This window comes from Leptospira neocaledonica (assembly GCF_002812205.1).
GTDB lineage: Bacteria > Spirochaetota > Leptospiria > Leptospirales > Leptospiraceae > Leptospira_B > Leptospira_B neocaledonica.
In genome coordinates, this window is sequence record NZ_NPEA01000007.1 from 56851 (window position 1) to 82205 (window position 25355).

The 25355-nt window shown below is 40.5% G+C and carries 23 protein-coding genes; 12 read left to right on the plus strand and 11 right to left on the minus strand.

Annotation, left to right across the window (positions count from 1 at the left end):
* Position 1 precedes the first annotated feature (1 nt).
* Together CH365_RS13270 and CH365_RS13275 are read right to left on the minus strand one after the other, a co-directional pair.
* Entirely contained in the window at positions 2-2842 is a 2841-nt protein-coding gene (locus tag CH365_RS13270; RefSeq protein WP_100769062.1) for an adenylate/guanylate cyclase domain-containing protein, read from the minus strand.
* Positions 2843-2914: 72 nt separating this feature from the next.
* Entirely contained in the window at positions 2915-3391 is a 477-nt protein-coding gene (locus CH365_RS13275; protein WP_100769063.1) for an STAS domain-containing protein, read from the minus strand.
* 105 nt (positions 3392-3496) lie between these two features.
* On the opposite strand from CH365_RS13275, the gene CH365_RS13280 reads away from it, so the two are divergent.
* From CH365_RS13280 to CH365_RS13320, 9 genes are all read left to right on the plus strand, one after another.
* On the plus strand, positions 3497-5383 hold the full coding sequence (locus tag CH365_RS13280) for a polysaccharide biosynthesis protein (RefSeq protein ID WP_100769064.1): 1887 nt from the start codon (positions 3497-3499) through the stop codon (positions 5381-5383).
* Entirely contained in the window at positions 5376-5855 is a 480-nt protein-coding gene (locus CH365_RS13285) for a ClpXP protease specificity-enhancing factor SspB (RefSeq protein ID WP_100769283.1), read from the plus strand. Before CH365_RS13280 ends, CH365_RS13285 begins: the two co-directional genes overlap by 8 nt.
* Complete coding sequence (locus CH365_RS13290) at positions 5852-7459, plus strand: permease (RefSeq protein ID WP_100769065.1); 1608 nt, start codon at positions 5852-5854, stop codon at positions 7457-7459. Before CH365_RS13285 ends, CH365_RS13290 begins: the two co-directional genes overlap by 4 nt.
* 81 nt (positions 7460-7540) lie before the next feature.
* Complete coding sequence (gene htpX, locus CH365_RS13295) at positions 7541-8452, plus strand: protease HtpX (protein ID WP_100769066.1); 912 nt, start codon at positions 7541-7543, stop codon at positions 8450-8452.
* A 99-nt stretch (positions 8453-8551) separates the two neighbouring features.
* Entirely contained in the window at positions 8552-9085 is a 534-nt protein-coding gene (locus CH365_RS13300) for an adenine phosphoribosyltransferase (protein WP_100769067.1), read from the plus strand.
* Between the two features lie 7 nt (positions 9086-9092).
* Positions 9093-10553 (plus strand): S1C family serine protease, encoded by a 1461-nt coding sequence (locus CH365_RS13305; RefSeq protein ID WP_100769068.1) that lies wholly within the window; start codon positions 9093-9095, stop codon positions 10551-10553.
* 3 nt (positions 10554-10556) lie between these two features.
* Complete coding sequence (locus CH365_RS13310) at positions 10557-12083, plus strand: S1C family serine protease (protein WP_100769069.1); 1527 nt, start codon at positions 10557-10559, stop codon at positions 12081-12083.
* A gap of 295 nt (positions 12084-12378) precedes the next feature.
* A complete protein-coding gene (locus CH365_RS13315; protein WP_036089886.1) occupies positions 12379-12732 on the plus strand; it encodes an LB_289 family protein in 354 nt (117 codons plus the stop codon).
* A gap of 18 nt (positions 12733-12750) precedes the next feature.
* A complete protein-coding gene (locus tag CH365_RS13320; RefSeq protein WP_100769070.1) occupies positions 12751-13242 on the plus strand; it encodes a DUF4269 domain-containing protein in 492 nt (163 codons plus the stop codon).
* A 36-nt stretch (positions 13243-13278) separates the two neighbouring features.
* Here CH365_RS13320 and CH365_RS13325 read toward each other — a convergent pair whose 3' ends face one another.
* The 4 genes from CH365_RS13325 to CH365_RS13340 form a co-directional block, all read right to left on the minus strand.
* A complete protein-coding gene (locus CH365_RS13325) occupies positions 13279-13536 on the minus strand; it encodes an RNA recognition motif domain-containing protein (RefSeq protein ID WP_100769071.1) in 258 nt (85 codons plus the stop codon).
* 307 nt (positions 13537-13843) lie between these two features.
* Entirely contained in the window at positions 13844-15082 is a 1239-nt protein-coding gene (locus CH365_RS13330; RefSeq protein WP_100769072.1) for an AZOBR_p60025 family cell surface glycopolymer formation protein, read from the minus strand.
* Positions 15083-16669, minus strand: a complete 1587-nt coding sequence (locus tag CH365_RS13335; protein WP_100769073.1) for a hypothetical protein — start codon at positions 16667-16669, stop codon at positions 15083-15085.
* Positions 16666-17064, minus strand: coding sequence for a Fur family transcriptional regulator (locus CH365_RS13340; RefSeq protein ID WP_100769074.1), 399 nt, complete (start codon positions 17062-17064; stop codon positions 16666-16668). The genes CH365_RS13335 and CH365_RS13340 overlap by 4 nt, the downstream gene beginning before the upstream one ends.
* A 43-nt stretch (positions 17065-17107) precedes the next feature.
* On the opposite strand from CH365_RS13340, the gene CH365_RS13345 reads away from it, so the two are divergent.
* Positions 17108-17935 carry a leucine-rich repeat domain-containing protein gene (locus CH365_RS13345; RefSeq protein WP_244283193.1) on the plus strand — a complete coding sequence of 276 codons (828 nt, stop codon included), beginning with the start codon at positions 17108-17110 and terminating at the stop codon, positions 17933-17935.
* 38 nt (positions 17936-17973) lie between these two features.
* On the opposite strand, the gene CH365_RS13350 is transcribed toward CH365_RS13345, so the two are convergent.
* Complete coding sequence (locus tag CH365_RS13350; protein ID WP_100769075.1) at positions 17974-18759, minus strand: hypothetical protein; 786 nt, start codon at positions 18757-18759, stop codon at positions 17974-17976.
* Positions 18760-18852: 93 nt separating this feature from the next.
* Here CH365_RS13350 and CH365_RS13355 point away from each other — a divergent pair, with 93 nt between their 5' ends.
* On the plus strand, positions 18853-20472 hold the full coding sequence (locus CH365_RS13355) for a peptidase M30 (protein ID WP_100769076.1): 1620 nt from the start codon (positions 18853-18855) through the stop codon (positions 20470-20472).
* 1 nt (position 20473) lies between these two features.
* Here the strand turns inward: CH365_RS13355 and CH365_RS13360 are convergent, their stop codons facing one another.
* From CH365_RS13360 to queA, 4 genes are all read right to left on the minus strand, one after another.
* Complete coding sequence (locus tag CH365_RS13360) at positions 20474-20782, minus strand: YbaB/EbfC family nucleoid-associated protein (RefSeq protein WP_100769077.1); 309 nt, start codon at positions 20780-20782, stop codon at positions 20474-20476.
* Between the two features lie 56 nt (positions 20783-20838).
* The gene (locus tag CH365_RS13365; RefSeq protein WP_125226321.1) at positions 20839-21069 is read right to left on the minus strand and encodes a hypothetical protein; all 231 of its coding nucleotides are present in this window, start codon (positions 21067-21069) and stop codon (positions 20839-20841) included.
* 156 nt (positions 21070-21225) lie between these two features.
* On the minus strand, positions 21226-22845 hold the full coding sequence (locus CH365_RS13370) for an AAA family ATPase (RefSeq protein ID WP_100769285.1): 1620 nt from the start codon (positions 22843-22845) through the stop codon (positions 21226-21228).
* 51 nt (positions 22846-22896) lie between these two features.
* Entirely contained in the window at positions 22897-23952 is a 1056-nt protein-coding gene (gene queA, locus CH365_RS13375; RefSeq protein WP_100769079.1) for a tRNA preQ1(34) S-adenosylmethionine ribosyltransferase-isomerase QueA, read from the minus strand.
* 84 nt (positions 23953-24036) lie between these two features.
* Between queA and CH365_RS13380 the strand changes: the two genes are divergently transcribed.
* Positions 24037-25347, plus strand: a complete 1311-nt coding sequence (locus tag CH365_RS13380; RefSeq protein ID WP_100769080.1) for a glycosyltransferase family 87 protein — start codon at positions 24037-24039, stop codon at positions 25345-25347.
* The last annotated feature ends 8 nt before the right edge of the window (positions 25348-25355 follow it).

Here is a 25355-nt window from a genome sequence, read left to right on the forward strand (position 1 = left end):
ATTACTTATGATCTCGAGTATACACTCCGTCCCAAGAAGTTGGAGGAGGAGTTTTTTTATACTCACTACATCTTTCCACAAGCAATTGGACTGCCTTATCGTCCTTACCTTTTGCCTTTTCGGATTCTTTAAACTTCTTAACGGCAGCATCCCATTTGCGATCCAAATACAAGTTTAAACCTTCTTCATATAAACCTATGACTTCTTTTTTGGCAGAGGCGACACCCTTTAATTCGGAGATTGCTTCGTATAAGATAACCGGTTCGTTTTTTCCTTTTACTCGGACTAGGTCTAGTTTCCTAGTAAAAATAGAATCCTTAATTTCGGAATGAACTGAATCCGAAACCAAGATGGAAACACCGTAATCTTTACCTGCGGCTTCCAAACGAGCCGCAAGGTTTACTGTATCTCCCATCATAGTATAAGATGCAAGAGCATCCGTTCCCATGAATCCAACTTTGGCAAGTCCGGTATTCAAACCGATCCGGATCTGCATATCTCTTGCGTCAGGGATATATTTTTGGGCCTTCTTCCATCCGGATCTTAACTCTTCTAGTTTATCCAACATTTTAATAGAGGCACGAGTTGCTTTTAAACAATGACCTTCCACATCTACCGGCGCGTTAAAGATCCCTACGATCGCATCCCCGATGTACTTATCCAAAACCCCATCGTGATCTTTTAGGATCAATGTCATTGCGGAAAGATATTCGTTCAAGAGTTCGGATAACTCCACTGAACTTAATTTTTCGCTAATATTAGAAAATCCTGCTACATCCGAGAAGAATGCAGTCACCCTTTTTTCGGTACCTCTTTTGAGAGCCGCAAGATCTTTCATTGCTTCTCCGATCACCACAGGATCGATCATACTTCCGAGGATACCCTTGATCTTTTCTCTTTCTCGTAGACCGGTCACCATCTGGTTGAGAGCTACGGAAAGATTTCCGAATTCGTCACTCCCGCCCTGCTCAAATTCTACGTTCAGATTTCCTTTTCCCACTTGTTCCGCATTTCTAATCAAACGTTTGATCTTTGTAACCACAAAACCCGAGATAAACACAGCTAAGAAAATAGAAAATCCACAGATTCCTAATGCCGAAAGAACGGCTCTGTCTCTATTACGGCGAATGGATTCCAAACCTTCTGTTCTATCCACTACGGTTCGGATCACTCCTGAAAAGTTGGAAGCTAAAACAACTGTAGGAAGATCTTCCGAAACTTCTGAAATTAAAGGTGTAAGGTCCAATTTCCAAAGGATTTGTTCTGCCTCGGTTCTACTGTTTCCGATGATCCCATCCGGAAAGAGTGCTTTTAATTTTGCAGTAGGAGTTTCACTTTCTCCCGAGTAGATCCATTCTCTCACGGAATTCCAACGTTTTTGAAAAATTTCTTTTCCTTCTTCCGATTGAGTCGATCTTCCGTAATCGGAACCATCCGGTCTAAATCTAAGTAAGATCTGATCCTCTAAAGCGGAATCTCTAACGGAGCCGAAAGATTCTATTTCTAATTCTTCCTCTTCTTTAGGAGGGTTGTTCCGCAGATAAGTTGCGTACAATAAATTTCTTTTGCGAACCAGCGAGGCGTATTGTGCATACTGTTTCTTAAATTCTTTATCTTTAAACGGAGGGATAGGAGGTTTTTTCTCTTTTAGCTCTTTAAGTCTGGTTTCTAAGATAGGCGGAATTTTAGAAAGTTCTGTTAAAATTTCCTGTTCTTCTCTTAAATAATTATTCCAAGGTCCTAAAGTAGTTCTTCTAGATTCTAATAACTTGGCCCTTTCGGTAGATGCAGGATTTCTAAAATGAGGAGAATATAAAGCCTGTAATTCCAAACCGTTCTGCTGGAAAGAAGTAGGTGGTATCTCTCCTAAAACTCCTGCGCCTTCCAAAAGAGAACTGAGTGCGGATTTTAAACCTTCTTCCAAATTTTCTTCCATAGGAGCTTGGTTAAGAGAAGATTCCGAATCGAAAATTTTAGTATCTAAAGTGGGTTCGGAAGCTTCTCCTGGAATGATCCCCGAAACTGGAAATGTTTGGATCCTAAATCTGCCGGTATCCAAACCTAATTCTTTGATCTTTCTTTTTTTGGAATCGGCAAGAATAGTAACTATATTCTCATCTAGTTCAGATCTGAGCTTTCGAGCCAAAAGTGATTTTTTACGAAGTTCTTCTTCTGCGGCGGAAATCTCAGTATGATCCGGTTTTTCCTGATTTTCTTTTAACTCACCTAGACGTTTTCGAATCAGTCCTGCTTCTCTATCCGCAAATACAAATTTTTTAGCCATCCCTTGTAAGCGGGCAAATTCTTTATCACTGACTACTTCTTCTCCGCCATGTTGTAACTGAACACGAATATTTTTTTCTAGAACCTGGATATCGTCTTTGGAAAGATAAGCTGAATAGTAGGTATCCAAAGTTTTGCGAACCTTATCCTTTCCCAAGGCTCCAAACAAACTGGTTTTTATTCCGAAAAAGGAGACCTTCTTTTCCTGAACTACAGTTTTAGTCGTTTTATATTTTTTTAATGCTTCCGTCTGTTTGCTGACCCGGTCCCGAAATTCTTCGATCCGGATCAAACTTTGGGAAATATTATCCAACTCCAGAACGAGGGAAGAAATATATTTTCTGGAAATGGCAGCTTCCCTATCATAACTTTCCGTGAGAATTTCGGTCTGTTGTCTCACATATATGAAGGAAAGAATTAGAATTGTAAGAACGATCAGACTTCCTGTAAACCAGGCGAGTTTTGCCCGAATTCCGGAATAAAATAGTCTCGGAAGAACTAGAGTAAGATCTAGGAATTTTTGTCCAAAACCTTGCTTATTAGAAGTCTGTGTACCCATATAATAGTAACAGCGCCAGTCCGATTTTTTTCTGGCAAGCGTATAAAAGTTGGAAATTTATTTCCGAATGGATTAGAATAATTTTTCGTAACTAGCCGTTCGATAGTCTGCGGTCAGGTAGAAGGTATGGGAACAGGAAGGACAACGATAGTTTCCTTTTCCTTGCACTCTTAGGATCTGTAGACAAGCAGGACAGGCCGCAGTACTCTCGTTAGGTTCAAAATCCGGAGCCGAATTTTGACCAGAGACTAAATAATATTTTGCCTCTTCTCTGGTTTTGAAGTACGGGATTTTTTCTCGGAGACCTAGACGATTCCAATCTCCCATCAGACTTTCGGATAATCCGCAGGCCGCATATTGGGAACTCAGATGAGAAAGAGAAGAATTTTTGAGAGAGAGTAAACCGTTCTCGTCCCAAACTTGTAGGTCTCTGGCATCCAATAAAATTTTATGAGGCTCACTTCGAAGTAAAGGATCCGTTTTTTCTCGGAAAGTGTTTCCGAGTAAGGAATCCAGTTTGCCTTGTAAATTGACGATCAATTCTTTCACTAGAATAAAAGCCCTTTAAAGTTTCGAATCAGATCGGGTTTTTAAGCAACTCAAAAAACTCAAAAAGATTGGACTTTTCCTCACCTGCGACATTTTTTTTACTTAATGGGACAATGGAATCGTCGAAGCCTTCTTTTCCCTTTGGATTTGAGCTTCATGATCCTGTCTTATTTTCTAGCCCACCTGATCCGTTTTGAATCCACTGCATTTCTGCAGGAGCCTAACGACTTTTTTATTCCTCTACTCATTGTAGTAGTTTGTCGTTCTCTAGTATTTCTATTTTCGAATATTTACAGATCGATCTGGGCTTACGCTTCCATCCACGACCTGGTGGAAATTATCAAGACCACCATACTTTCCTCGCTGATCTCGAATACCGCGCTCTTATTCTACAACGGATTCGAACATCTTTCCAGAATGATTCCGATCATAGACACACTTCTTCTCCTAGGATTTTTGTGTATACGCAGCCTTTCCTGGAGACTCGTGAGAGATCAGTACATTCTACGTAAAAAAGAGGGAGAAGGAATTCCAACACTCATCCTAGGCGCCGGAAAAACAGGAGCCACACTTCTCACCGAATTAAGAAGGCATAATGATCTGAACCTTCTTCCCTTAGGCCTTTTGGACGATGACGAATCCAAACTAGGAGCCCATATCCAAGGTGTGCCCGTACTTGGAAAAATTGACCAGGCAGAATCTCTAATCCGTTCTCTGGAAATTAAGAAGGTGCTGATCGCATTCAGCAATCCAGATGGAAAGCAGATCGGGAAACTCATCAAAAGTTTCGAATCCGAGAATGTGGATTTTAAGATCCTACCCTCCTTAGGTTCTCTATTTTTTGATCCGCCCAAAGTACAACAATTACGAGAGATCCGGGTAGAAGACGTACTTGGTCGTCCAGTCGTAGATCTGGAAATAGAATCCATCCGTTCTTATATTGCAGGTAAAACAGTGCTCATCACAGGCGCCGGCGGTTCCATCGGAAGCGAATTATGCAGACAGGTTGCGGTATTCCATCCTGCAAAAATGATCCTGCTCGATTCCGCAGAAACTCCTCTCTATGAGATCGATTACGAACTCAGAAAAGTTTTTAAAGACAGCGGAATTCAATTCAGAGCTGTAATCGCAGATATTAAAAATCCATTGAGGATAGGTTCCGTTTTCGAAACGGATCGTCCTCAAGTTGTATTTCATTCTGCCGCTTACAAACATGTGCCTATGATGGAGATTAATCCATCCGAAGCAGTATTAAATAATGTACTCGGAACCAAGAACTTAGCAGATATCTCTCGAATTTATGGGACCGAACGTTTTGTTTTAATTTCCACGGACAAAGCAGTCAATCCAGTAAACATAATGGGTGCTTCCAAAAGAGTTGCAGAATTATATCTGCAAGCAATCTCCCAAGGAACCAAAACCAAATTTATCACAGTAAGATTCGGTAACGTGTTAGGATCCAGCGGTTCGGTAATTCCTAGATTTAGAGAGCAGATCAGCAATGGTGGTCCTGTGACTGTGACCCATCCGGATATTATCCGTTATTTTATGACAATCCCGGAAGCGACACAATTGGTTTTGCAAGCAGCAGCCATGGGGGAGAAGGAAGAAATTTTTCTTTTAGAAATGGGAGAGCCGATCCGCATTCTAAATCTTGCAGAAGATATGATCCGACTTTCAGGTTTTCGACCTTATACCGACATTCCAATCGTGTTCACAGGTTTAAGACCGGGAGAAAAACTGTTCGAAGAACTACTGTTAGATCTAGAAGGGATCAAAAAAACACATCACCCTAAAATCAGGATTGCAGCCCCCTTAGAGGAAGGAGATCCTAGCAGCTTCCAGGCCAGATTTAATGCATTATTAGAAGCGGCAAAATCGGATCGAGAAGATGAGATTTTCTCTTCTTTTAAAGCTTTAGTGCCTGAGTATAAAATACATAAAGAATATATCAGCGAGGAAACCTCGCGTAAGTTGAAAAATGATGGATAGTCCGAATTTAGAAGACATACAGGCACTTCGAGAATTCAAAAAACAACTCTTTTCAGTGTACTGGGAAAGGTTCGGCACCTTCTATGTACATGTAATGCCTCATCCTGATCTAAAGATCGGAAAAAGAGGACTCGTGGGAGAAGAACCGGAATCAGGTATTATCCTAGTCATAGGACCTCGCGCCGCAAGAGATATCAAAATTGAAGAAGAATGGGTCTATGCAGAACTACAGTTCGGCTATACCTGGGAAGAAGTCTTCCTACCCTGGGACGGAATTTTTAGATATTTCGACAAGTCCCAACAAACAGTCACACAAATGAGAATTTATTTGGGCAAACCGGATGGCCCTCCTAAAAAAGAGGAACCATCTACGGCTGAAACCAAGGAAGAAGATTCCGATCTAGGATCTGGATCTTCAAAACGAAAAGATAATGTAATCCAAGTAGACTTCGGGAGTAAAACAAAGAAATGAGCAAATACAAATGGTTTGTTGCCGGGGACCTGGATGGATTCTTCGGCCTGATGATCGATAACCTGATCCAAATTTTGGTTCTGGTAGCTTTGTGTATCGGTTTTTGTGGGATGCCTCAGGATTTTGTATTCAGAGTAGTGATCCCAGGAGCTGCAATCTCTCTACTTGTAGGAAATCTTTTCTACGCTTGGCAAGCAAGACAACTCGCGCTTGCAGAAAACAGAAATGATGTTACTGCCTTACCTTACGGAATCAATACTGTTTCTTTGTTCGCATTCGTCTTTTTTGTAATGTTCCCAGTTTACCAAAAAACGAATAGTTATAAGGCAGCTTGGTCTATCGGACTTCTCGCAAGTTTTGTATCCGGACTCATCGAATTTTTTGGTGCATTTATTGCGGAGAAGATCCGCAAGGCAACCCCAAGAGCCGCACTTCTTTCCGCTCTTGCAGGGATCGCACTTACATTTATCTCCATGGACTTTTTGGTCCGCACATTTTTAAACCCGCTCGTTGCATTCGTTCCATTCGGAATTATACTTCTGCAATATTTCGGTAGAGTTGTATTTCCATTTAAGATCCCAGGAGGACTGATCTCGGTAATCGTTGGGACTTTACTTGCATGGTACCTTCCCCACCTCACCGGAAAACAAATGATGGATGGAGCTGCGTTACATTCCTCTATCGATTTTGGATTTAATTTCCCAGTATGGAGCGGCGGAGATCTATTCGAAGCCTGGAGTCAGATCGGGATCAGAGAATATCTTTCCGTGATCCTACCCATGGGAATTTTTAACGTAATCGGTTCCTTACAAAACATAGAATCAGCAGAAGCAGCAGGAGATAAATTTAACACCAGAAATTCTCTCATGATGAATGGTGTAGGAACGATTGTGGGTTCTTTATTCGGATCTCCTTTCCCGACTACAATTTATATTGGCCATCCAGGTTGGAAGGCACTCGGTGCTAGATCCGGTTATTCCAGCTTGAACGGGATCTTCATGACTTTAATTGCGTTCTTCGGTTTAGTCAGTTTTGTATGTGCTCTCATCCCTGTAGAGGCTGGAATGGCAATCGTACTTTGGATCGGTATCGTGATCGGTGCACAAGCATTCGAAGCGACTCCTACTAGACACGCACCTGCGGTTGTGCTTGGACTTCTTCCTGCTCTAGCAGGTTGGGGAGTATTGATGATCCAAAGTGCATTTAATTATGCGGCTCCCATTCTTGCAAAAGCGATAGAAGGAACAGAAGCTGCTTCCAAAACCCAAAATATCTGGCTTTCTACAGTTCCTCTAGACCAGCCTATTTTTCCGTATTCTCTCGGCGGACTTTTGAGTTTGTCCCAAGGATTTTTACTTTCTTCCATGGTTTGGGCGGCGATCGCAACATTTGTGATCGATCGAGACTTTAAGAAGGCGATTATTGCAAGTTTAGTCGGTGCATTTCTTGCCGGAACGGGATTTATACATTCTTATTCCTTGGCTGGAAACGCAATTTTGAACTCTTTTCAGCTAAACTTGGGTCCATTTGTATGGGCATATTTATTACTTTCGGGACTTTTTCTTCTCGCTTCTTTCTTGAAGAAGGAACCAAGAGCGGTCTAATCATTTACCGGAATTTAGAAGACCGGCGGGCACGGAACTACCGAGGCCCGGAAAACTTCTAAAAAGGAGAACTGTTCGCCTATGGCGCTTTTTCGCAGATTTGGATTATTCGCACTTACTAATATCGCGGTAATCTTCACGATCGGATTGATTTTAAGACTCACGGGGTTGGATGTTTATCTAGCCAAATCCGGAGTACCTTACGCTACTACCCTTTTATTCGCTGCAATCTGGGGTATGGGAGGCGCATTCATTTCTTTGCTTCTCTCCAAGTTTATGGTAAAGGCCTCCATGGGAGTCCAAATAATCGATCCTAGAAACGCATCCGGATGGCAAAGAGATCTTTTAACTAGAGTACAAAGGTTAGCACAGGCAGCGGGACTCCCGATGCCAGAAGTTGGATATTACGAATCTCCTGAGATCAACGCATTCGCTACGGGACCTAGCAGAAGTAGCGCATTAGTCGCGGTATCCACCGGGCTTTTGAACGGAATGGATAGCGAAGAATTGGATGGAGTTCTAGGACACGAACTTTCTCACGTTGCAAACGGAGACATGGTGACCATGACCTTGGTACAGGGAGTGATCAACTCATTCGTAATCTTCTTCTCTTGGATCGTAAGTAAATTGATCGTTTCTCAATTAAATCGTAACGATGACAGAGGATCCAGCGGTGGATTCTTTATGGAGTTTATGATCAGACAACTTCTTATGGTAGTCTTCGGACTTTTAGGCTCCATAGTTGTAGCTTACGTATCCAGAGCCAGAGAGTTCCGTGCTGACGCAGGCGGCGCAAAATTGGCCGGAAGATCTAGTATGATTGCTGCCTTAGAAAGATTGAAAGTCGCTTTCTCAAGAGATCCTATCGATCAAAGAGGAGAAACTATCGCCGCTTTGAAAATTTCCAACAGAGCCGGAGGACTTGCTTCCTTATTTGCAACCCACCCTCCTCTAGAAGAAAGAATTGCTGCTCTTAGAGCAAAAGCATACTAACCCAAACTCGCGGCCTTCTTTTCCGGAGGCCGCTCATCATCCCCATTGAAAAAAGAATTGTTTGTTCCTTTCCGGAAAATGGAATTGGACTTCGAGCCCATGTCCATAGTTAAAAGCAAAATTCGCACGATCCCGGATTATCCTCGTAAAGGAATCCTATTCAGAGACATCACTTCCCTATTATTAGATCCGGAAGGTTTAGCTCTTACAATAGGCACTTTCGTGGACCGGTACACAGGCAAAGGAATTACTAAAGTAGCCGGAATCGAAGCCAGAGGTTTTATCATCGGTGCACCTCTCGCATTCCAATTAGGAGTGGGATTCATTCCGATCCGTAAAAAAGGAAAACTTCCCTCCGAAACTGTTTCCCAAGAATATGATCTGGAATATGGAAAAGATGTCATCGAAATACATAAAGATTCTGTAGTTCCCGGAGACAGGATCCTACTCATGGACGACCTGATTGCCACCGGAGGAACTATGATCGCCGCTGTCCAATTATTGCAAAAATTAGGTGCAGAAGTTCCCGAAGTCGGAGTCATCATTGATCTTCCGGATCTAGGCGGAGCTACAAAATTAAATAAAGATTTAGGTGTAAACGTATTCTCCATCTGTGAATTCGAAGGACATTAAGCATCTCATGCAGTTCCTGAAATCTGGTCTTATTGTACTAGTATTTTCCCTTCATTTTCCTCTATTCTCTGAGGAAAAAAGCGATTTCGATCATGTGCGAAAAGCAGTCGTACAAATCAAAGTATATTCCCAAGCATTTAGTGCATTTACCCCTTGGGCCACAGACGGGGTCCGGGCAAGTTCGGGCACTGGATTCCTGATCGGGAATAAAAGAATATTAACAAATGCTCATGTGATCTCAAACGCAAAGTATGTTCAGGTCCAGAGATATAACCAGACTGAATGGTACAGGGTCAAAATTTTACATGTGGCCCACGACTGCGACCTAGCAGTTTTAGAAGCAGAAGACCCAGAATTTTATAAAGATTCCACAGATCTAAGTTTGGGAGAAATTCCGGAGCTGAATTCTTCTCTTATAGTTGTAGGATATCCAATCGGCGGGAATAAGGTTTCCGTAACCAGAGGAATCGTTTCTAGAAAAGAACAATCTAAATACGAACATTCTTCCGTGGACAGTCACTTGGTTTTACAAGTAGATGCCGCCATTAACCCGGGGAATTCGGGAGGACCTGCCATCCAAAACAATAAGGTGGTGGGAGTTGCCTTCCAAGTTGCTACCAAAGGGGAAAATATCGGTTATCTCATCCCTACCAAAGTGATCCGTCATTTTCTAAAAGATATAGAAGACGGAAAATACGACGGTTACGTCGAACTTGGAATTGGAACATTCAATTCTTTTAATACTTCTCTCAGAAAAGTAAAAGGGATCCCGGAGGGTTTAGAAGGTGTATTCGTAACCAGGATACTTCCGAACGGTTCCGCTGACGGGTATCTGAAAGAAGGAGATTATCTGACAGAGATTGATGGTCTTGCCATCGGAAGAAACGGGACTATTACCTTAGACAAGGACGCCCGAGTAGATTTTACAGAAACAGTAGATGATAAGTATTCCGGAGAATCGATCCGATTCAAAGTATTCCGTAATGGCAAACTGATCGATGTGGAATTTAAGGCCAAAAGAATGCCTGATTTCGATTTTATGAGAAACAGGTACGATACCGCATTTGATTATTCCATGATAGGCGGGCTATTATTCCAAGAAATGTCCAGAGATCTTCTGGGGGCATGGAGCAGAAGTGGAAATACTTCCGGCGGCAGCCAGTTCTTATATAGATACGATTATTTTATAGAAGATGGGATCGGCAGAACCAAAAAGGCGGATGTGGTTCTATACAGAAAATTGGCTCATCCGGTAAATTCTTCCTCCGACTATTTCCTAAATTTAGTTTTGGAATCGGTAAACGGAGAACCAATCAATAGTCTTGCAGACCTGAAAAGAATTATCGCAGATTCAAAGTCCAAGTTTTTAAAATTAAAATTTTTGAATATAGATCTCCCATTGATTATGGATCGAGAAGAAACCCAAAAGGCGGATTCCCAGATCAGAAGCACCTACGGTTTGGAGTAATACGTGAAATCCAAGATCTTTCTAGTCATTATCAGCCTTTGTGTTTTCAGTTCCGGACTATCCGCTAAAAAATCGAAACCTTCCCCTAAGTCCGTTCCGAACGGAATGGCATCTCAGGCAAAGGCGGAAGAAGAATACAAAAAGAGTATAGTCCAAGTAAAGATCTCCTACCAAGAGCCTGATTATTTTAACCCTTGGAAAAAGAAAAACCCAAAGGTAAGAAGAGGAGTAGGGATCGTAGTTCCTGGCGAAAAGATCTTATTACCGGCACATCTACTCACCTACTCTACATTGATAGAAGTTAAAAAATATTCTTCTTATGCCGAGACAAAGGCGATCGTAGCAAGACAAGACTTCGAATCCGATTTAGCATTATTAAAAATAGAAGAAGAAAACTTCTTTAAGGATCTAACCCCGTTTGAATTCCAAAAAGAAATAGATTATCCTAGACAGGTTTCTATCTATCAATTGGACAATTCTGGTTCTATTCAATCCGCTTCAGGCTCTCTCATCAGCATGGACCTGGACCAATATTCGCAAGGAATGGTAGAACTTCCTGTTCTGGATGTAAATTCCACTGAAACATTAAACGGAAACGGAGAAGTTCTATTAGAAAAAGGAAAAGTAAGCGGGATACTTTTCGATTTCTCAGGAGATAAAAACTCAGGTAGAGCGATTCCTTCTTTCTTGATCAGCAAATTTCTAGGGGATTTCGGTAAGACTGAAATACCTTTTAAAGGATTCCGTTATAGACCGATCATCGATAAGGCCACTAAGGATTTTTATTCCCTCAAAACAAAAGACCAAGGGATCTTAGTAGCGGAAATTTTGCCGGAAAGTTCAGCAGATGGAATCTTAAAGATCGGCGATGTGATTCTAGAATTTGGCGGCAAAAAGATAGATTCCAAAGGATATTTCCAACATCCAAAATACGGCAAACAGGTTCTCTCTTATATCGCGCATCTAGGAGATGAATTCGGCTATCAAATTGGCAAACAAGTCCCGGTTAAAATCATCCGGTCTGGCAAAGAAGAAGAAGTTCAACTCACCTTAAAATCATTTCCTTATTCTTCTATTCGGATCCCTCATAGAAATCTAGGATCCAAATCCGAATATTATTTCGACGGTGGTTTCCTATTCGTGGAACTTTCCGAAGGATATTTACTGGAATGGGGAAAAGATTGGAGATCTAAAGTAGATCGTAAACTTCTATACACATTCGATTATCATAAGTTTTCTAGCGGGGATAAGAAGGAAGGTAAATTCGTATTACTTTCCCAAGTGATTCCAGATGAATCCAACCAAGGTTATCACGAAATTTCAGGAAGACTCGTGGATCAAGTAAACGGTAAACCTGTAATGTCTGTCCAAGATATTTCCAATGAAGTGAAATCATCCAAGTCAAGATACATTACAATTTTGTTAGATGATGGAACGGATATTGTTTTGGATAAAGAAAGTCTAATATCTGCTAACCAAAGAATCCAAAAAGAATATAGGATTCCCAAATCCTCGATGGGTTCTCGTTAAAAAGACTTAACCCACTTCTTTTTTCTAAACGATCGTACGAAAAAAGACCCAAAACCCGGATTCTTCGGAAAGAATTCCACATTCAACCCGGTCTAATTCTATAGGAATGAAGGTTTGGGTTAGTTTTGTAGAATTTCCCCGTTTTTACCGGTGAGTTTTTAGAAATCAAACCTGAACTTCCGCCAGATCGGCAGCTTAGTTGGGTTTTCCTAATCGATTTTCAAAGGGTTTTTTCTTTGCCCGTGAGCTGAGTTCGAAAACATGGCAGGTATAGCCGATAAGAGAGGGTTCTTTTATGAAACGGACCGAATTGGAGAGACGAGAAAGAGATCTCCGCAAAGCGCAAAAAAAACAAGAGGCCCTAGATAAACGCGGAGGCGGAAACGGAGTCGGCGATTTTATCGATCAACTTTCCGGGTTATTCCGTTACGACGCCACTGAGATCTTTAATACGAAAGACGATATCAATATTCTGGAAGTTTTGGAAGAGATGCAAGTGATCCTTCCCCAGAAAAAATGGGACGATGTTCTCAAAAAGGCGATTAAGAAAACAGGCGTTGTAGAAAAAGAAAGAGCCTACAAAGAGCTTGTGGAACTTCTGAACGTTGAAGAAGAAAACGAGGATGCAGAGGAAGAAGTAGGCGTTTAATTCGCCTGCTTTGTCTGAATGACAAACCGATTCTCGGATTGTACTTCACTTTTAAAAGAGCATCAAATATTCCAGATCCTTTCCGAATTCTCACCTGAATTCGTAGGTTCCATTCCGATCGGAGTGGAGCTTCCCCAATCCGACATTGATATAATTTGCGAGTTAAAACCTTCTCTCCTGAAAGTTTTAGATTCTTTTTCTTCTTATCCCGGTTTTCAACTCTCCGAAAAAGTTTTGAGCAAGGTCCCTTCTATCATCTGTAGATTCCGTTTGGGATCTGAAAAAGTAGAGATCGTTGCACAAGACCTTCCCCCTAAAAAACAAATCGCTTATTTACATATGATTATAGAGGAAAAGATCCTGAAAGAGAAAGGAGATAACTTTAGGTTGTCTGTATTGGAGAAAAAGAAGTCCGGAAAAAACACCGAAGAGGCGTTCGCGGAACTTTTAGGTCTGGAAGGAGATCCATATTTTTCTCTTTTAGAATATGGAAAAAGGACGAACGAATAGGAAAACTCGGGGAAGTTTCCTTCCCCGAGAAAGATCTTAATGTCTTCTTGGTTTATTAAAAGTCTGAGGTTTTGCGATATCGATATTCAAAGTTCTACCTTTGAACTCGGTTCCGTTTAGGCTGTTCTTCGCGTTTTCAGCTTGCTCCTCGCTAGCCATTTCCACGAATCCGAATCCTTTACCTTCAATTACTTTTGCATAAGCTACTTCTCCGTAGTTGGAGAATAGTTCACTGATTTCCTGCTGGCGAACAGAGTAATTAAGATTTCCTACAAAAAGTTTGCGATTCTGCATGCTTTCCTCGAACAAAAAATTTAGGCAGCTTCCGACTCGCAAACGGGAGACCAACTCGCCTTCCCATAGACATAACACTCTTTAAGAACAGCGGATTGATTTGAACGACGGTAAAATCGCGGATAGCAGGGTTTCTAAGAGAAGCAAAGCTCGGATTTCACCGATCTGATTACAATGACACGTGCGGATTTCTGAACAGCGGACCTACAATAAGACCATTCTAATTCTTTTATAAGAAGAATCAAGTCTAAGAAAATTTTTGCCGAGATTCATATGCAAAAAAACTTAGATAAGAATCCGTGACCGATCACCAGACCAAGTGACGTAAAGGTTTGGAAACAAATGCTAATTTTATTAAGAATGAAATTAAAATAATACCTGTAAGCGCCCAGTAGGTTCCGCTCGGAAGGGACTCATCTTCTTTTTCCCAAAAAATTAATAAAGGAAGGCTGAATGTAAACATTCTGGAAACATTTTCGTAGGTGGCCCAATAGAGAACATACCCTCCCGCATACGTGGTCAATAAAAGAATTCCAAAACCTAAGCGAAATGCCAGGCCCTTCTTCCCATCCCCTTTGAATAATAGATAGGTCCCCGATAAAAGAAGAAGTACCAAAGGAAATCTGGAGAATTTTTTGATCAGAAGGATCAGATTTCTATCTCCTGAAACTAGAGCTTGTTGGACTTCCCCGAAATATCCTAAAAGTCCCCCGAATGGATCAAAAAAATGGCCTAAACTTCCGGGGGTCCATTCAGGAAATTGGGTTCTTAAGTATAAACTCCAGGCTCCAGGTAGGATCAAAGAAGAAGCGACCCAAATACTTTTTTTGAATTCCTTTTGGAATAGTGTAGTCAACCCTAAAGGGAAAAACAAAAAGATAGCCTGCTCTTTCGTGAGAATGGCAAGCCCTGCTAATAAGGAGAAACTTATAAATCTTTTTCTAATAAAGGCCCAATATGCGAGGACACTTAGGCCCATCATAACCGTATCTGATACAAGTAAGATATAACTTCCCAGTGCAAACGGGGAAAGTAGATAGAATGTGCTTAAATATTTTTTAGGATCCGGCAATAAGTCTCGGATCGCCAAATAAGATAGGTAAAAGATCCCTAGATTCAAAATGTACATCCCGAAGATGGTCCCATACATTCCCAACCAACCGAATGGGGAAACTAAAAGTGGATAACCGATCCTAGGAGCCCTAAAACTGGTTTCAAAACCATTAGGCCAATTCAAACTGAAACTAGATAACATCCTAGAATAATAATAAAAGATCTGCCCATCATATCCGGCGCCTAGATTCCCCTCCTCTCCTAAGAACACGATTGCACCTGGAGGAGTTTGTTCTTTGTTTTGTTCGGCAAATTCCTTTCCGAAATTTATCTGGGAACTCGGACTCCAAGAGTATTTCTTCCAAACACAAAAGGAGGAGAATGAATACAAAATAAGAAAAAGTAAGCTAACTAGTTTAAGATTTCCTAAAACACCGATCCATTCGGCTTTCAGTTTTTCATTCTGTAAAAATTTAGAGAAAAATCGGAACATCTATTTTTTCGTTAATGCCTCTAGGATCCAATCTGCAAACAGATCCGAAGATTTTTCAGAAGCTTGGTACGTCAAATGGTGAGGGTCTAAGAAGGATTTTTTATCTTCAAAATCAGGCATTGCATTTTTGAACGTATACTTATCTTTTCCCAGGTTTTCCAAATAAGAAATATACCCTTTGTACCAAGGACTTGTTTCATATACTTCTCTTTCAAAAGGATTTTCAGGAGAATTTACCAAGACCACTTGGATACCTTGGGCTTCCAGATATAGGATTGCTTTTTTCAGATATTCCAGTTCTGACCAAACAAAAAACTTTGGAGAAGATGCTAATTTGATCTTTGCCATTCGAAGAGTAACAAGTCTAGACATTTTGGAACTTTCTCCCTTATATCCATAGATCCTTTCCGTATAATCCTTGGAATAAGTAACGTCATCCATATTAGAGATCCTTGAATCATCTAGACCGGGAATTCGAATATAAGAGATATGTTTTCGGATCTCATTTCTGCAGAAGTTTTGAGAAAGTCTGATCCCATAAATTTCTTCTGTCCCAAAAATTCTAGAATCCACTTGTAAGGAAGAGATCTTCCTATCGGAAGCAATTCTAAGTTTGGTTTTATCCAACTTTTCTGGAACAGTAAACTTGATCGTGTGCCAACCCGATTTCGGAAAAGTTTTATCGAATAAAATCGGTTTACCTTCTCCCCAAATTCTGAGAGTGGTTCCCTTCTCTTGAAAGAATACACTCTCTTCGAATGTCCCGTTCTTCAATTCGCAATCGATTGAGAATTCAGGTTTGGCCCATCCTCTTAGATAGATACCTTCTTCAGGGATGATCCCCGTATAATAATGGTAGGATCTCCCACTTCTAAGATGGTTTTCGATCCAGGCATCCATTGGATCATACAAAAAACTTCTGTATCGAATTACCAAGAAAAGAGACCTGGAAAGAAGGGATAAAACAGCGGATTTACCCGTTTTCAAAATACTTTCATACTTCTCTCTTAGATATTGGGAGGGATAGATCATCCTATTTTGATGTCTTGTTTTTGCAGAGACATCGTCTAAATCCTTTTCAGAATATTCTAAATTCTGAAAGTTGATAATGGACTTTTCCTGATAAAGCAGGTTTTGTCTGTATTGGGCTAATCTGTCTTCACTTTCCTTTTCAGTGATCAAAAAATCCAATTGTAGATCTGCAGGATTCAGAACAAAAAATACTAACTTAGGCTTTTTAGAAACAATATCTTCCTTATAAAAATAGAAATCGGAAGGAGTTAAAGCAGGATGAGAATAGAATTCCGTACGAATGGATGAGCCTTTCAGTTTCTCGTTCATTCTTCCCGGAAGAGAGGAATAAAGAGCCACACTACTTCCTACGATCAGTGTGCCTTTTTCATTTTCAGAGAATTGGATCCTTCTTCTTTTCTCCAAAAAGTTGAACCAAGGTGAAGTATCCCACTCTAGTTCATTCGGAAATCCAAAAAGTAGATTTTCCAATACCACCCTATCTATAAGGGAGAATAACGCGATAAATAGAACGCTTAAATAGAGTATTTTAAACTTTAGTTTTTTTTGATTCATTTTGAAGAGTTGTTACATTCGGAACAAACACCGTATAAGATAATTTCATGAGAATCTAATGTAAATCCCTTAGGAAGATTTTCCATTGGGAAAGGACAGATCTCTACATCAAAAACCCGATCGCAAACCTTACAATGGAAATGATGGTGATGGTCCAAGTGGCTGATTTCAAAACGGGAAGATTCTCCAGGCAATTGGATCTCATGGATCGAACCGGATTCCAGTAGATGATTCACGGACCGGTATACGGTAGCGATCCCTATATTCTGAATGGATTTTTTAGAGATATCATGGATTTCCTTTACCGAAAGAGGACCTTTTGCATCCCGGATGACTCTCAGGATCTCGCCCTTTTGTTTGGTGTTTCGAGAGGCGGATTTTTTATCTTCTTCCATTCGGACCGGCTTCGAATCTTATCTTGCTCCAAAAAGGAGACTGATGTCAACTCGATTCCCGTTGGAATTCCAACCTGTGAATCAGGGAGAGATAATCGTTTTTAAAATTATTTATAGGAACTATTTTTGGTTTTCTTTCGTATGGAATCCAAATAGATTTGATCTTATGAGGAAAATTTTTCTCATTCTCTATTTCTTATTTGCCTGTTCTCAATCCAATCATCTTATCTCCGTTCGGAATGGTGAAGGCGAGATCCTCGGCAAATATCCGAAAGAAATCAGATGGTTAGGTTTCGAAGACAGTCCTAGTTGGAGCGATCTATCTGCATTTTCCAGATTAGAAATCCTAGAACTAAATTCTAAAGAAGTAAAATCACTAGAAGGTTTACCTGATCTTCCAAAACTTAGATATGTTCATCTATCCGGATCTTCTATAAAGGATCTTTCCCCTCTAAATCGTGTCGCAAAGCTGGATAGTTTGGTATTGAACCAAACAGAACTAGGCGATCAAGACCTGAAAAATTATCTGCACTGGAATAGACTCACTAGAATAGAACTGACTGATTCTAAAATATCTAGTCTCCGATTTTTAGGACCTGGATGTAGTGTGAGACATCTACAGCTAAAACATACTAAAATCAAGGATCTTAGGCCTTTAGAGCATTGTACAAAACTAATGGAATTGTATTTGGGTGGGACCCAAGTAAAGGATTTAAGTCCATTATACGGTCTCACAAATCTGATCCATTTACAATTGGATGGTTCAGATGTTTCCGCCAAAGAAATTTCCGATTTTAGAAAAATCCAGCCCTATGTAAAAATCATGCCCGGGCTACGTAAGATCTTAAGTTCGGAGAATGGACTAGACTGATCTATAGTCGCTTCGCTCCTGAAGCCCGCATGGGCGGACTATAAAGCAAGAGGCCTTGCTTCCCCAGGATTTGTGTATAAAATCATATCCCCAGGTTCTGCATGATTAGACTTTTCGGTCTTAATCTCTCCCGTGGTCTCCACGGTTTTTAAGGAATTTAGTTCCGTTTTCCTTCCATCCTGTTTTTCTAATGTAGCCTTGGCTCCTTTTCTTACCCTCGAAAGACGTATCCCCCAAATGTTTGTGATGGCAGGATCCGCTTTTAAAATGATCGCAGAAATCTGCGATATATTAGAGGATCTAGATTTTTTGAGAAGTATTCCTTCTTCTTCTCCCTCCGGACCGGGAGTTAAGCGAATATCATCCGGTCCTGATTTCCATATTAGAAATTCGAAATGATCACATTCGTAGGCCCTAGTTAATGTCCAACGATCTCCCGGATTTTTACTTGTAAACATCCTACAAAGTTTTGGACGAAATCTAAAAAATTTTCCGGATTCATCTAAATTTAGTTTTCCTTCAAACCTTGTTTCTTCCCAATTTTTAGATTCACTTACTGTTAGTTGGCTAATCAACATTTCTTTTTTGTTGGAATGGTTTAGATAAACCTGTCGGATATAAAACCCGGTTGGGATTTTTTTGATCTCGGAAAAATATTCTCCGCTATTCGGAATGGAATCGAATGCGGGGATTTGTGGACCTGGGATCGGATCTTTTTGTAAGGGAGAAGGACGAAATCCGCAATTATATCCTAACGAAAAAATTACGATATATTGAAATTTTTTGGAAAAAAATTTCCAAATCTTCGGAACCTTTTTAGCCAATGATCCTTGCTCCCATTCGACCCTAAATAATTATTGACCTTAACAAAAAGGATCAAGGCGTAAAGCTAGTTTCCTTTTTTGGCGGGAAAGATCATGAAGGTTTCGACCGGAGACGGTTTTTGGAAGTTCCTTTATATGCCTTTAGGCAGATCTTTATATACATTTGTACTTTCAGTTAGTTTGATATTTTTACTTTCGGACTGTGTGGTTAGCAAAGACGCACTTGGAACTCAAGACAAATCGGAACCTAGTATAGACGATCTACTTTCTTTAGCCAAAGTATCTAGCTCCTGCGGTGGCAATAATACATTCTGGATCCGTAATCTTGTAAAAAACAATTCCAGTTGTATGCAAACGACCAAAGTGGCCTCCGGCGCTCACGTAAATATTTACGTAACTAGCGGTTTAGAATCTGCTTTAGATTACCAATACATCGCTCAAGAATTTGATTCTAAAATTTATCCTAGATTAGGTGAGGCTTTCGGCTTTTCAGACGATCTAGATGGAGATGGAAAAGTAGCGGTAATCGTTTCCGATATTCATGACGGAAGCCATGCGGGCTCTTCTTTTGTAGCAGGATTTTTCGATCCGGTGGATTATTTCCCAGACAATTCCAGTTATGCGGTCCGTTCTAATTATTCAAATATAGTGTATATGGACGGGGTCGAACTGGTTACGGTCCGAAATTCAGACCTTGCCCAGGGAAAACCGGATACATTTTTAGCTACTCTTGCCCATGAATACCAACATTTGATCCGATTCCAGTACGAGGCAAGGATCATGAGCCAAGGCGGAGGAAGAGACGAAGCTTGGATCAACGAGGGAACGAGCGAAGTAGCAGCAGACATAGCTGGTTATTCTCCTCAAATCAATCGGATCAATTGTTATAGAGGTAGGAATTCCAGCTCCTGCTCTAGAGGCGTGAACGGAAATAGTATATTCGGAAGTTCTAAATTTAATTCCTTAGTAGATTATGCATTCGCATATTCCTTTATGAAATATTTATATATGATCTCCGGAAATGATGCCGATTCCAGAAATTCATTCTTTAGATCTGGAGTCCAGGGTCCTAAAGGTTATAGAGCTTCGGACGCTACCGGATTATTTCATCTATTCAAGACGAGCGCTGATAATTATCTAAATTCTTCCCAGGAAATTAAGGACGCAGTCGGGACGGACGGTTCGGAAATCTTCATGAAAATTTATCCAGCTTTCCTTTGGCAATCTTTAGGAGATATTTCTCCTGAGTTCGCACAATCCGGAACGGATACAAACGGTGCTTCCGTATTTTTACAAGATATCACCAAGACAATTCAAACTTTTCCATTCCCTGCTGCAGGAACAGACGGAGATGTATTAAGAAAATTATACGATCCTTTAAGAATACCTGAAATTACACCGTTAGGAGAATTGGACCCTGGACAGATCCAATTCGTAAAAGCGGATCGTTCCAATTCCAATTCTATCGGAAGATTAGTATTATTAAAAAAGAATATAGATGGAAACCTGTATTCTCTACAGATCAATACTGAAATGAAAAGATCCGGAGATATTTCGGTATCGTTGGGAATTACGGAAAATGACGACGAGGGGCAAGAGGCGATCGTTCTTCCTGAGTCGACTGATACTCGTCCGATTTGCCCTCATGAGTTCTTTAAACTCTCTCGGAATCGGACGAAACAGAAAATTTTTAACGAATATAAAGGTCCTTAAATTAAGGCATTCCGGAAAGAAGAGATTTAAATTCTCCCATTCTTTCTTCCGCAACTTTTTGGGCAGCTTCCATTGATTGATTCACAGCTTGTTTTATACTTTTTTGAAGTAACTTTTTATCGTTTTTAGCTAGTAACGAATCTTCAATACGGATCTCTTGAACGGTTTGTTTACCGTCAGTAATGCAGACTACTAATTCGTTCTTGGATTTTCCCTCGAAGAAGAGAGCCTCTAGCTCTTTCTCCAATTTTTTCATACGAACCCGCATTTGGTTCATTTGTTTTAGATTATCTAAACTTTTGCCGAACATCGAACACTCCCGGTCTTTCTTGATAGGATTTTTAGACCGTGAAGCGGAGCAAGAAATTAAACCAGGCTGGGTCCGGTTTCTCCTTCTCTCTCTGGCAGATCTCGGATTTGTTCCGAGCTTGGTTCCCAAGTAAATTGGTTGGGGATGAGTTCTCTTAAGACCGGTTCGTCGCTTAAAAAGCTTCCGGTCCTAACTGGAGCGATTCCCAAACTGACTAAGAATCCCATACTTGCAACCAAGGTTACCAGTAAGGAAGACTCAATATTGATATTTGCCCGACGTTCCATGACTGTATATAAAGTATCGGTCATTTCAGGGGAGACTGATTAGAGGAAATCTGAGAAATTTCGGGAAATTCTGAACCCGACAGGGATGCGAAGGGCTTTAGTCCGGGCGAAGACCGGATGAGCGAATAGCGAACCCGGAGCAGCCCGGCTGTCGGCCTAAGTCTCTTCCCCGTCTCGTTTGCGATCTATTCGCTCTTCTATGATCCGGAAAAGTGAACCATTTGGATATTTGCCGGATTTGGAGATCCTACCAGCAGGGACCCCGAAAATATCAGGGATCAAATCTTCTACATGAGAACAGGAGAATATCTGGAAATTTCCCTTTTTCATACTTTCCCGGATCTCTCTTGGAAGATTCAGATCCCTCATATTGTCTTTTGGGATATAAATTTTGTATTTATCTCTAGAAGAACCTGTCAGTCGGATCACATCAAACCAAGCCTGGATCTTAGTGTTCACGGAACCCACAGGAAGAATATCTCCGTACTGGGAAAGAGCACCCGTCACAGCAATATTGCAAGGGATCTCCAGTCCGGAAAGCGCAGAAAGAAGTGCCAGAAGTTCCGCACAACTTGCGGAGTCCCCATCAATCGGAGAACTATTTTGTTCGAATAGAATAGAAGCATCCAAACCGAAAGACTGAGTATGAGAAAACATTCCTTTGATATAGGACTGTAAAATAAAAACTCCCTTATCGTGAAGGCTTCCTGAAAGATTTACTTCTCTTTCTATATTGATCAGGTTTCCAGAACCCAAGGAAACCCTGGCGGATACTTGGTTCACTTGCCCAAAATCGAGTAAGGAAGACTGCAATAAAATTACAGAAAGTCCATTGATCCGTCCCGTCTTCTTTCCTTTCAGAGGGACACCAATAAGACCTTCTTTGATATTTTCTATATATTTTCGTTTGTGGATGGCGGTCCTTTTTTGGATCAAAGCGGGGCCTGCTTCAATCTCTGCCCGACCCACGGACTTCTTCCCTTTATTATTAAATGCTAATACTTCCCTTACGAAAGAACGAAGTTCCGACAGATGTAAAGAAAGTCTAGTTTGGCTATCATTCCATCTAAGCGCAAGTTCTAGAAGTGAGTCCAAAGCTGCTTGGTCCAAAGGAGGATACCCTGGTTTTTCCCAAGACTTAACGAGTCCCGAAAAAACCGGAAGCCAGGATTTTTCCAGACTGATCTCGTACGGCATATGGATTTTAAAATCGAAACTTCCGTAAAAGTCAGCGTCAATCTGAGAGATAGAATCCACTTCCGTTTCTTCTCCCACTAAGATAAGTCTGAATCTGGAATCTATACTTGGATGAAATCGATTGATATTGGTGGAATCGGATCCTTCTGGAAGAGAAAGAAAATCTATTTTACCTGTTAGGAGTACACCTTTCAGAAAATAATAAAGATCCGGATCTTCTACAAATGGTTTGATTGGAAGAAGTAAAAGTCCACCGTTTGCTTCTGAAATTTTTCCTGGTCTATATTTGTTCTCAAATGGAAAACCTGCAAGAGACAATAAGGTGGGATTTGGTTCTGCAACTACAGGTTGGTCTTTAACGATCTCTTCTAGGTATTGCCCGAATTGCAAAAGGTTTGCTTCTATCTCTGGGCCCGTAATTAAGATATGTCGGAAAAGTCCAGGGTTTCCCAGGGCTTGGCGGAATGTTCTCACCTCTTCCTTATGAAATACTAAAAAGTCAGGCAGTCCGTTTAATCTGGCCGGCTTTGCCGCTTTAAATCTAATTTCAGTTTGCCCAGGAAGAACCTTTCTTAACACCTTTCCCATTTTACTTTTCGGCTTAGAATTCCTCAATTAAATAAGTTAGGCTCAGACTTTTTCAGGATCCAAAATCAGCATGGAATCTCCGTAAGAAAAGAAACGAAATTTTTGTTCTATGGCAAATTTATAGGCCTTCAGTATTTTTTCTTTTTCCGCAAATGCACTTACTAACAAAAGTAAGCTACTTTGGGGCAGGTGAAAGTTCGTAATCAAACCTTCACAACTTAGGATAGAATCTTCCGGTTGCAGAAATAACCTCGTTTTTCCTTCTCCTGCTCTGAAGGTTTTATCATTTGGATCATAAGCGGATTCCAGGGCTCTGAGAGTCGTAGTGCCTACAGAAATAATCCTTTTACCGTTTTTTTTAGCCGAGTTGAGAAGTTCCGTTGTTTCAGAAGGTAGATCAAATTCTTCTTCATGTAGTTTTTTATTCGCGAAATGATCTTCGCTCAAGGATTGGAATGTTCCGTAACCTACTTTCAATTCTAGTTTCAGAAATTCTATCTTTCGATTTTTTAGTTCTTCTAAGAGTTCCGGCGTAAAATGTAAACCTGCTGTAGGAGCTGCTACAGAGCCTAAATTTTTGGAATACACAGTTTGGTAACGAACATCGTCTTCCGAATTACTTTCTCTTTTGAAATAGGGAGGAATTGGAGTGCGACCAATTGTTTCAAACGAGTTTTCATCGAGTGGGGTTTCAGATCTAAGGATGGTAAATTCTTCTTCTTTTCGTTCAACGGAAAGCTGGAATTTTCCGCTTGCCTCATCGGAGAGTATATCTCCTAACTTCAACTTTTTAGAATTTCTAATAAGTGTTTTCCAAACTCCAGGCTCGATTTCCGAAAGGAACATTGCCTCATGTCTTCTCTCTGTTTTAGTAACCAAAAATACTCTTCGTTTGGAAACCCTAGTTGCATTTGCCACCAATACATCTCCTTCTCGGAGATAGTCTAGTATCTTTGAAAATTCTGTTTCTTCTTTTAAGAAATCCTGGGTTCTTCCTAAGACAAGCAACCTACTCTTATCTCTTTGAACCGCAGGGAATTTTGCAATCTGATCTTCGGGAAGTTCAAAATCGAAATCGGACAGATCTTGGAATTCCATTCTTCCAATGAATATGATCCGAAGAATTCGGGAACCGATTTTTAATTTCTTGGCTTTTTCAGGCGGACAGAAAAGAGTACCTGAATGTGGATCGACCTGAAAAAGTCCGGCCCTATTTTAGCGTTCTTTTTATTCTTAGCTTTTCTCTACGCAAACGGGTTCAGCCGCACGGATCAATCTTCCGATTTTTCGGACTATTATGAAGCCTCCCGCAATTTCAAACTAGGCAAAGATATATATAGCCTGGATGCATTTTCTGAAGTAATCCAAGAATTCGAAAGCGGCAAATTAAATATAAACCAAATCTTTGATCCGGAAGTATTTTTTAGGATCAGGGCAAAAATGGAAAATGTAGGCTCCTATATTTATCCGCCAACCTTTGCATTTTTGCTCATTCCAATTTCAGTCCTTCCATTCGAAGTCGCATCTGGGATTTTTTTCACGATCAATTTTATTGCGTTGATAGTAAGCCTTGTTTTAATCGGAAAACTTTTAGGAAGAGAGAAATCCTTTTTATTTTTATCTGCAGTTTTACTTTTATCCTTACGATTTGTAGAGAATCACCAAAACAATAACCAAGTTGGTTTCTTGTTATTATTGCTGATCTTACTTTCTATTTCTATAAAGAAGGATTGGTTATCCGGACTCATTCTGTCGCTTGCAATTGTGATCAAGCTCACTCCCGCAGCATTCCTATTTTATTTCTTATACAAAAAAAGACCGATGGTGATCCTTTACACGGTTATTTTTGCTTTGGGTTGGGTCGCACTGCCTGCTTTATACAATCCGGAGTTCACTTGGAAAATGAACCAAACATGGTACGACTTGGTTTTGGATAAGTATCTCAAGTCTCCGGCTTTAAGGGCGTGGAAGAATAATCAGAGTTTGAATTCTACCCTATCTAAATACTTTTTATCATATTCAGATTTGCTAAACCAAGGAAGATTCGGGATGCCGTTCATTATTCTGAATATAGATCAGGTGAAAATTATCTCCGGATTATTGAGTTTAGGAATTGCAGGCCCTTATTTATACAAAGTATATAAAGGCGCCTCTGAAGGTTTTGTTCTTTCCGGACTATTCTTCTTCTCCATAATTTTCAGCGGAATTTCTTGGATACATGCATTCGTATTCTTATTATTCCCGACTGCGTTTGCTCTTTCCAAACTATGGCCAGACCAGGGAGAACCGCCGCTGATTTGGGAAAAATGGAAAACAAAGCTGCTAGATTATAGATCTGCGACTGTCTTTATCTCTATTTCCATACTAGTTCTTCTCTTAAACAGAAGTTTTATAGGAAATGCGGCAGAAGAAGCGTTACTGATGTTCTCCTTTTTATTATACACTTCTTTAATACAATACGTATGTATTTTCTACTCAGATCCAGCCAAATAGTCTTTTCA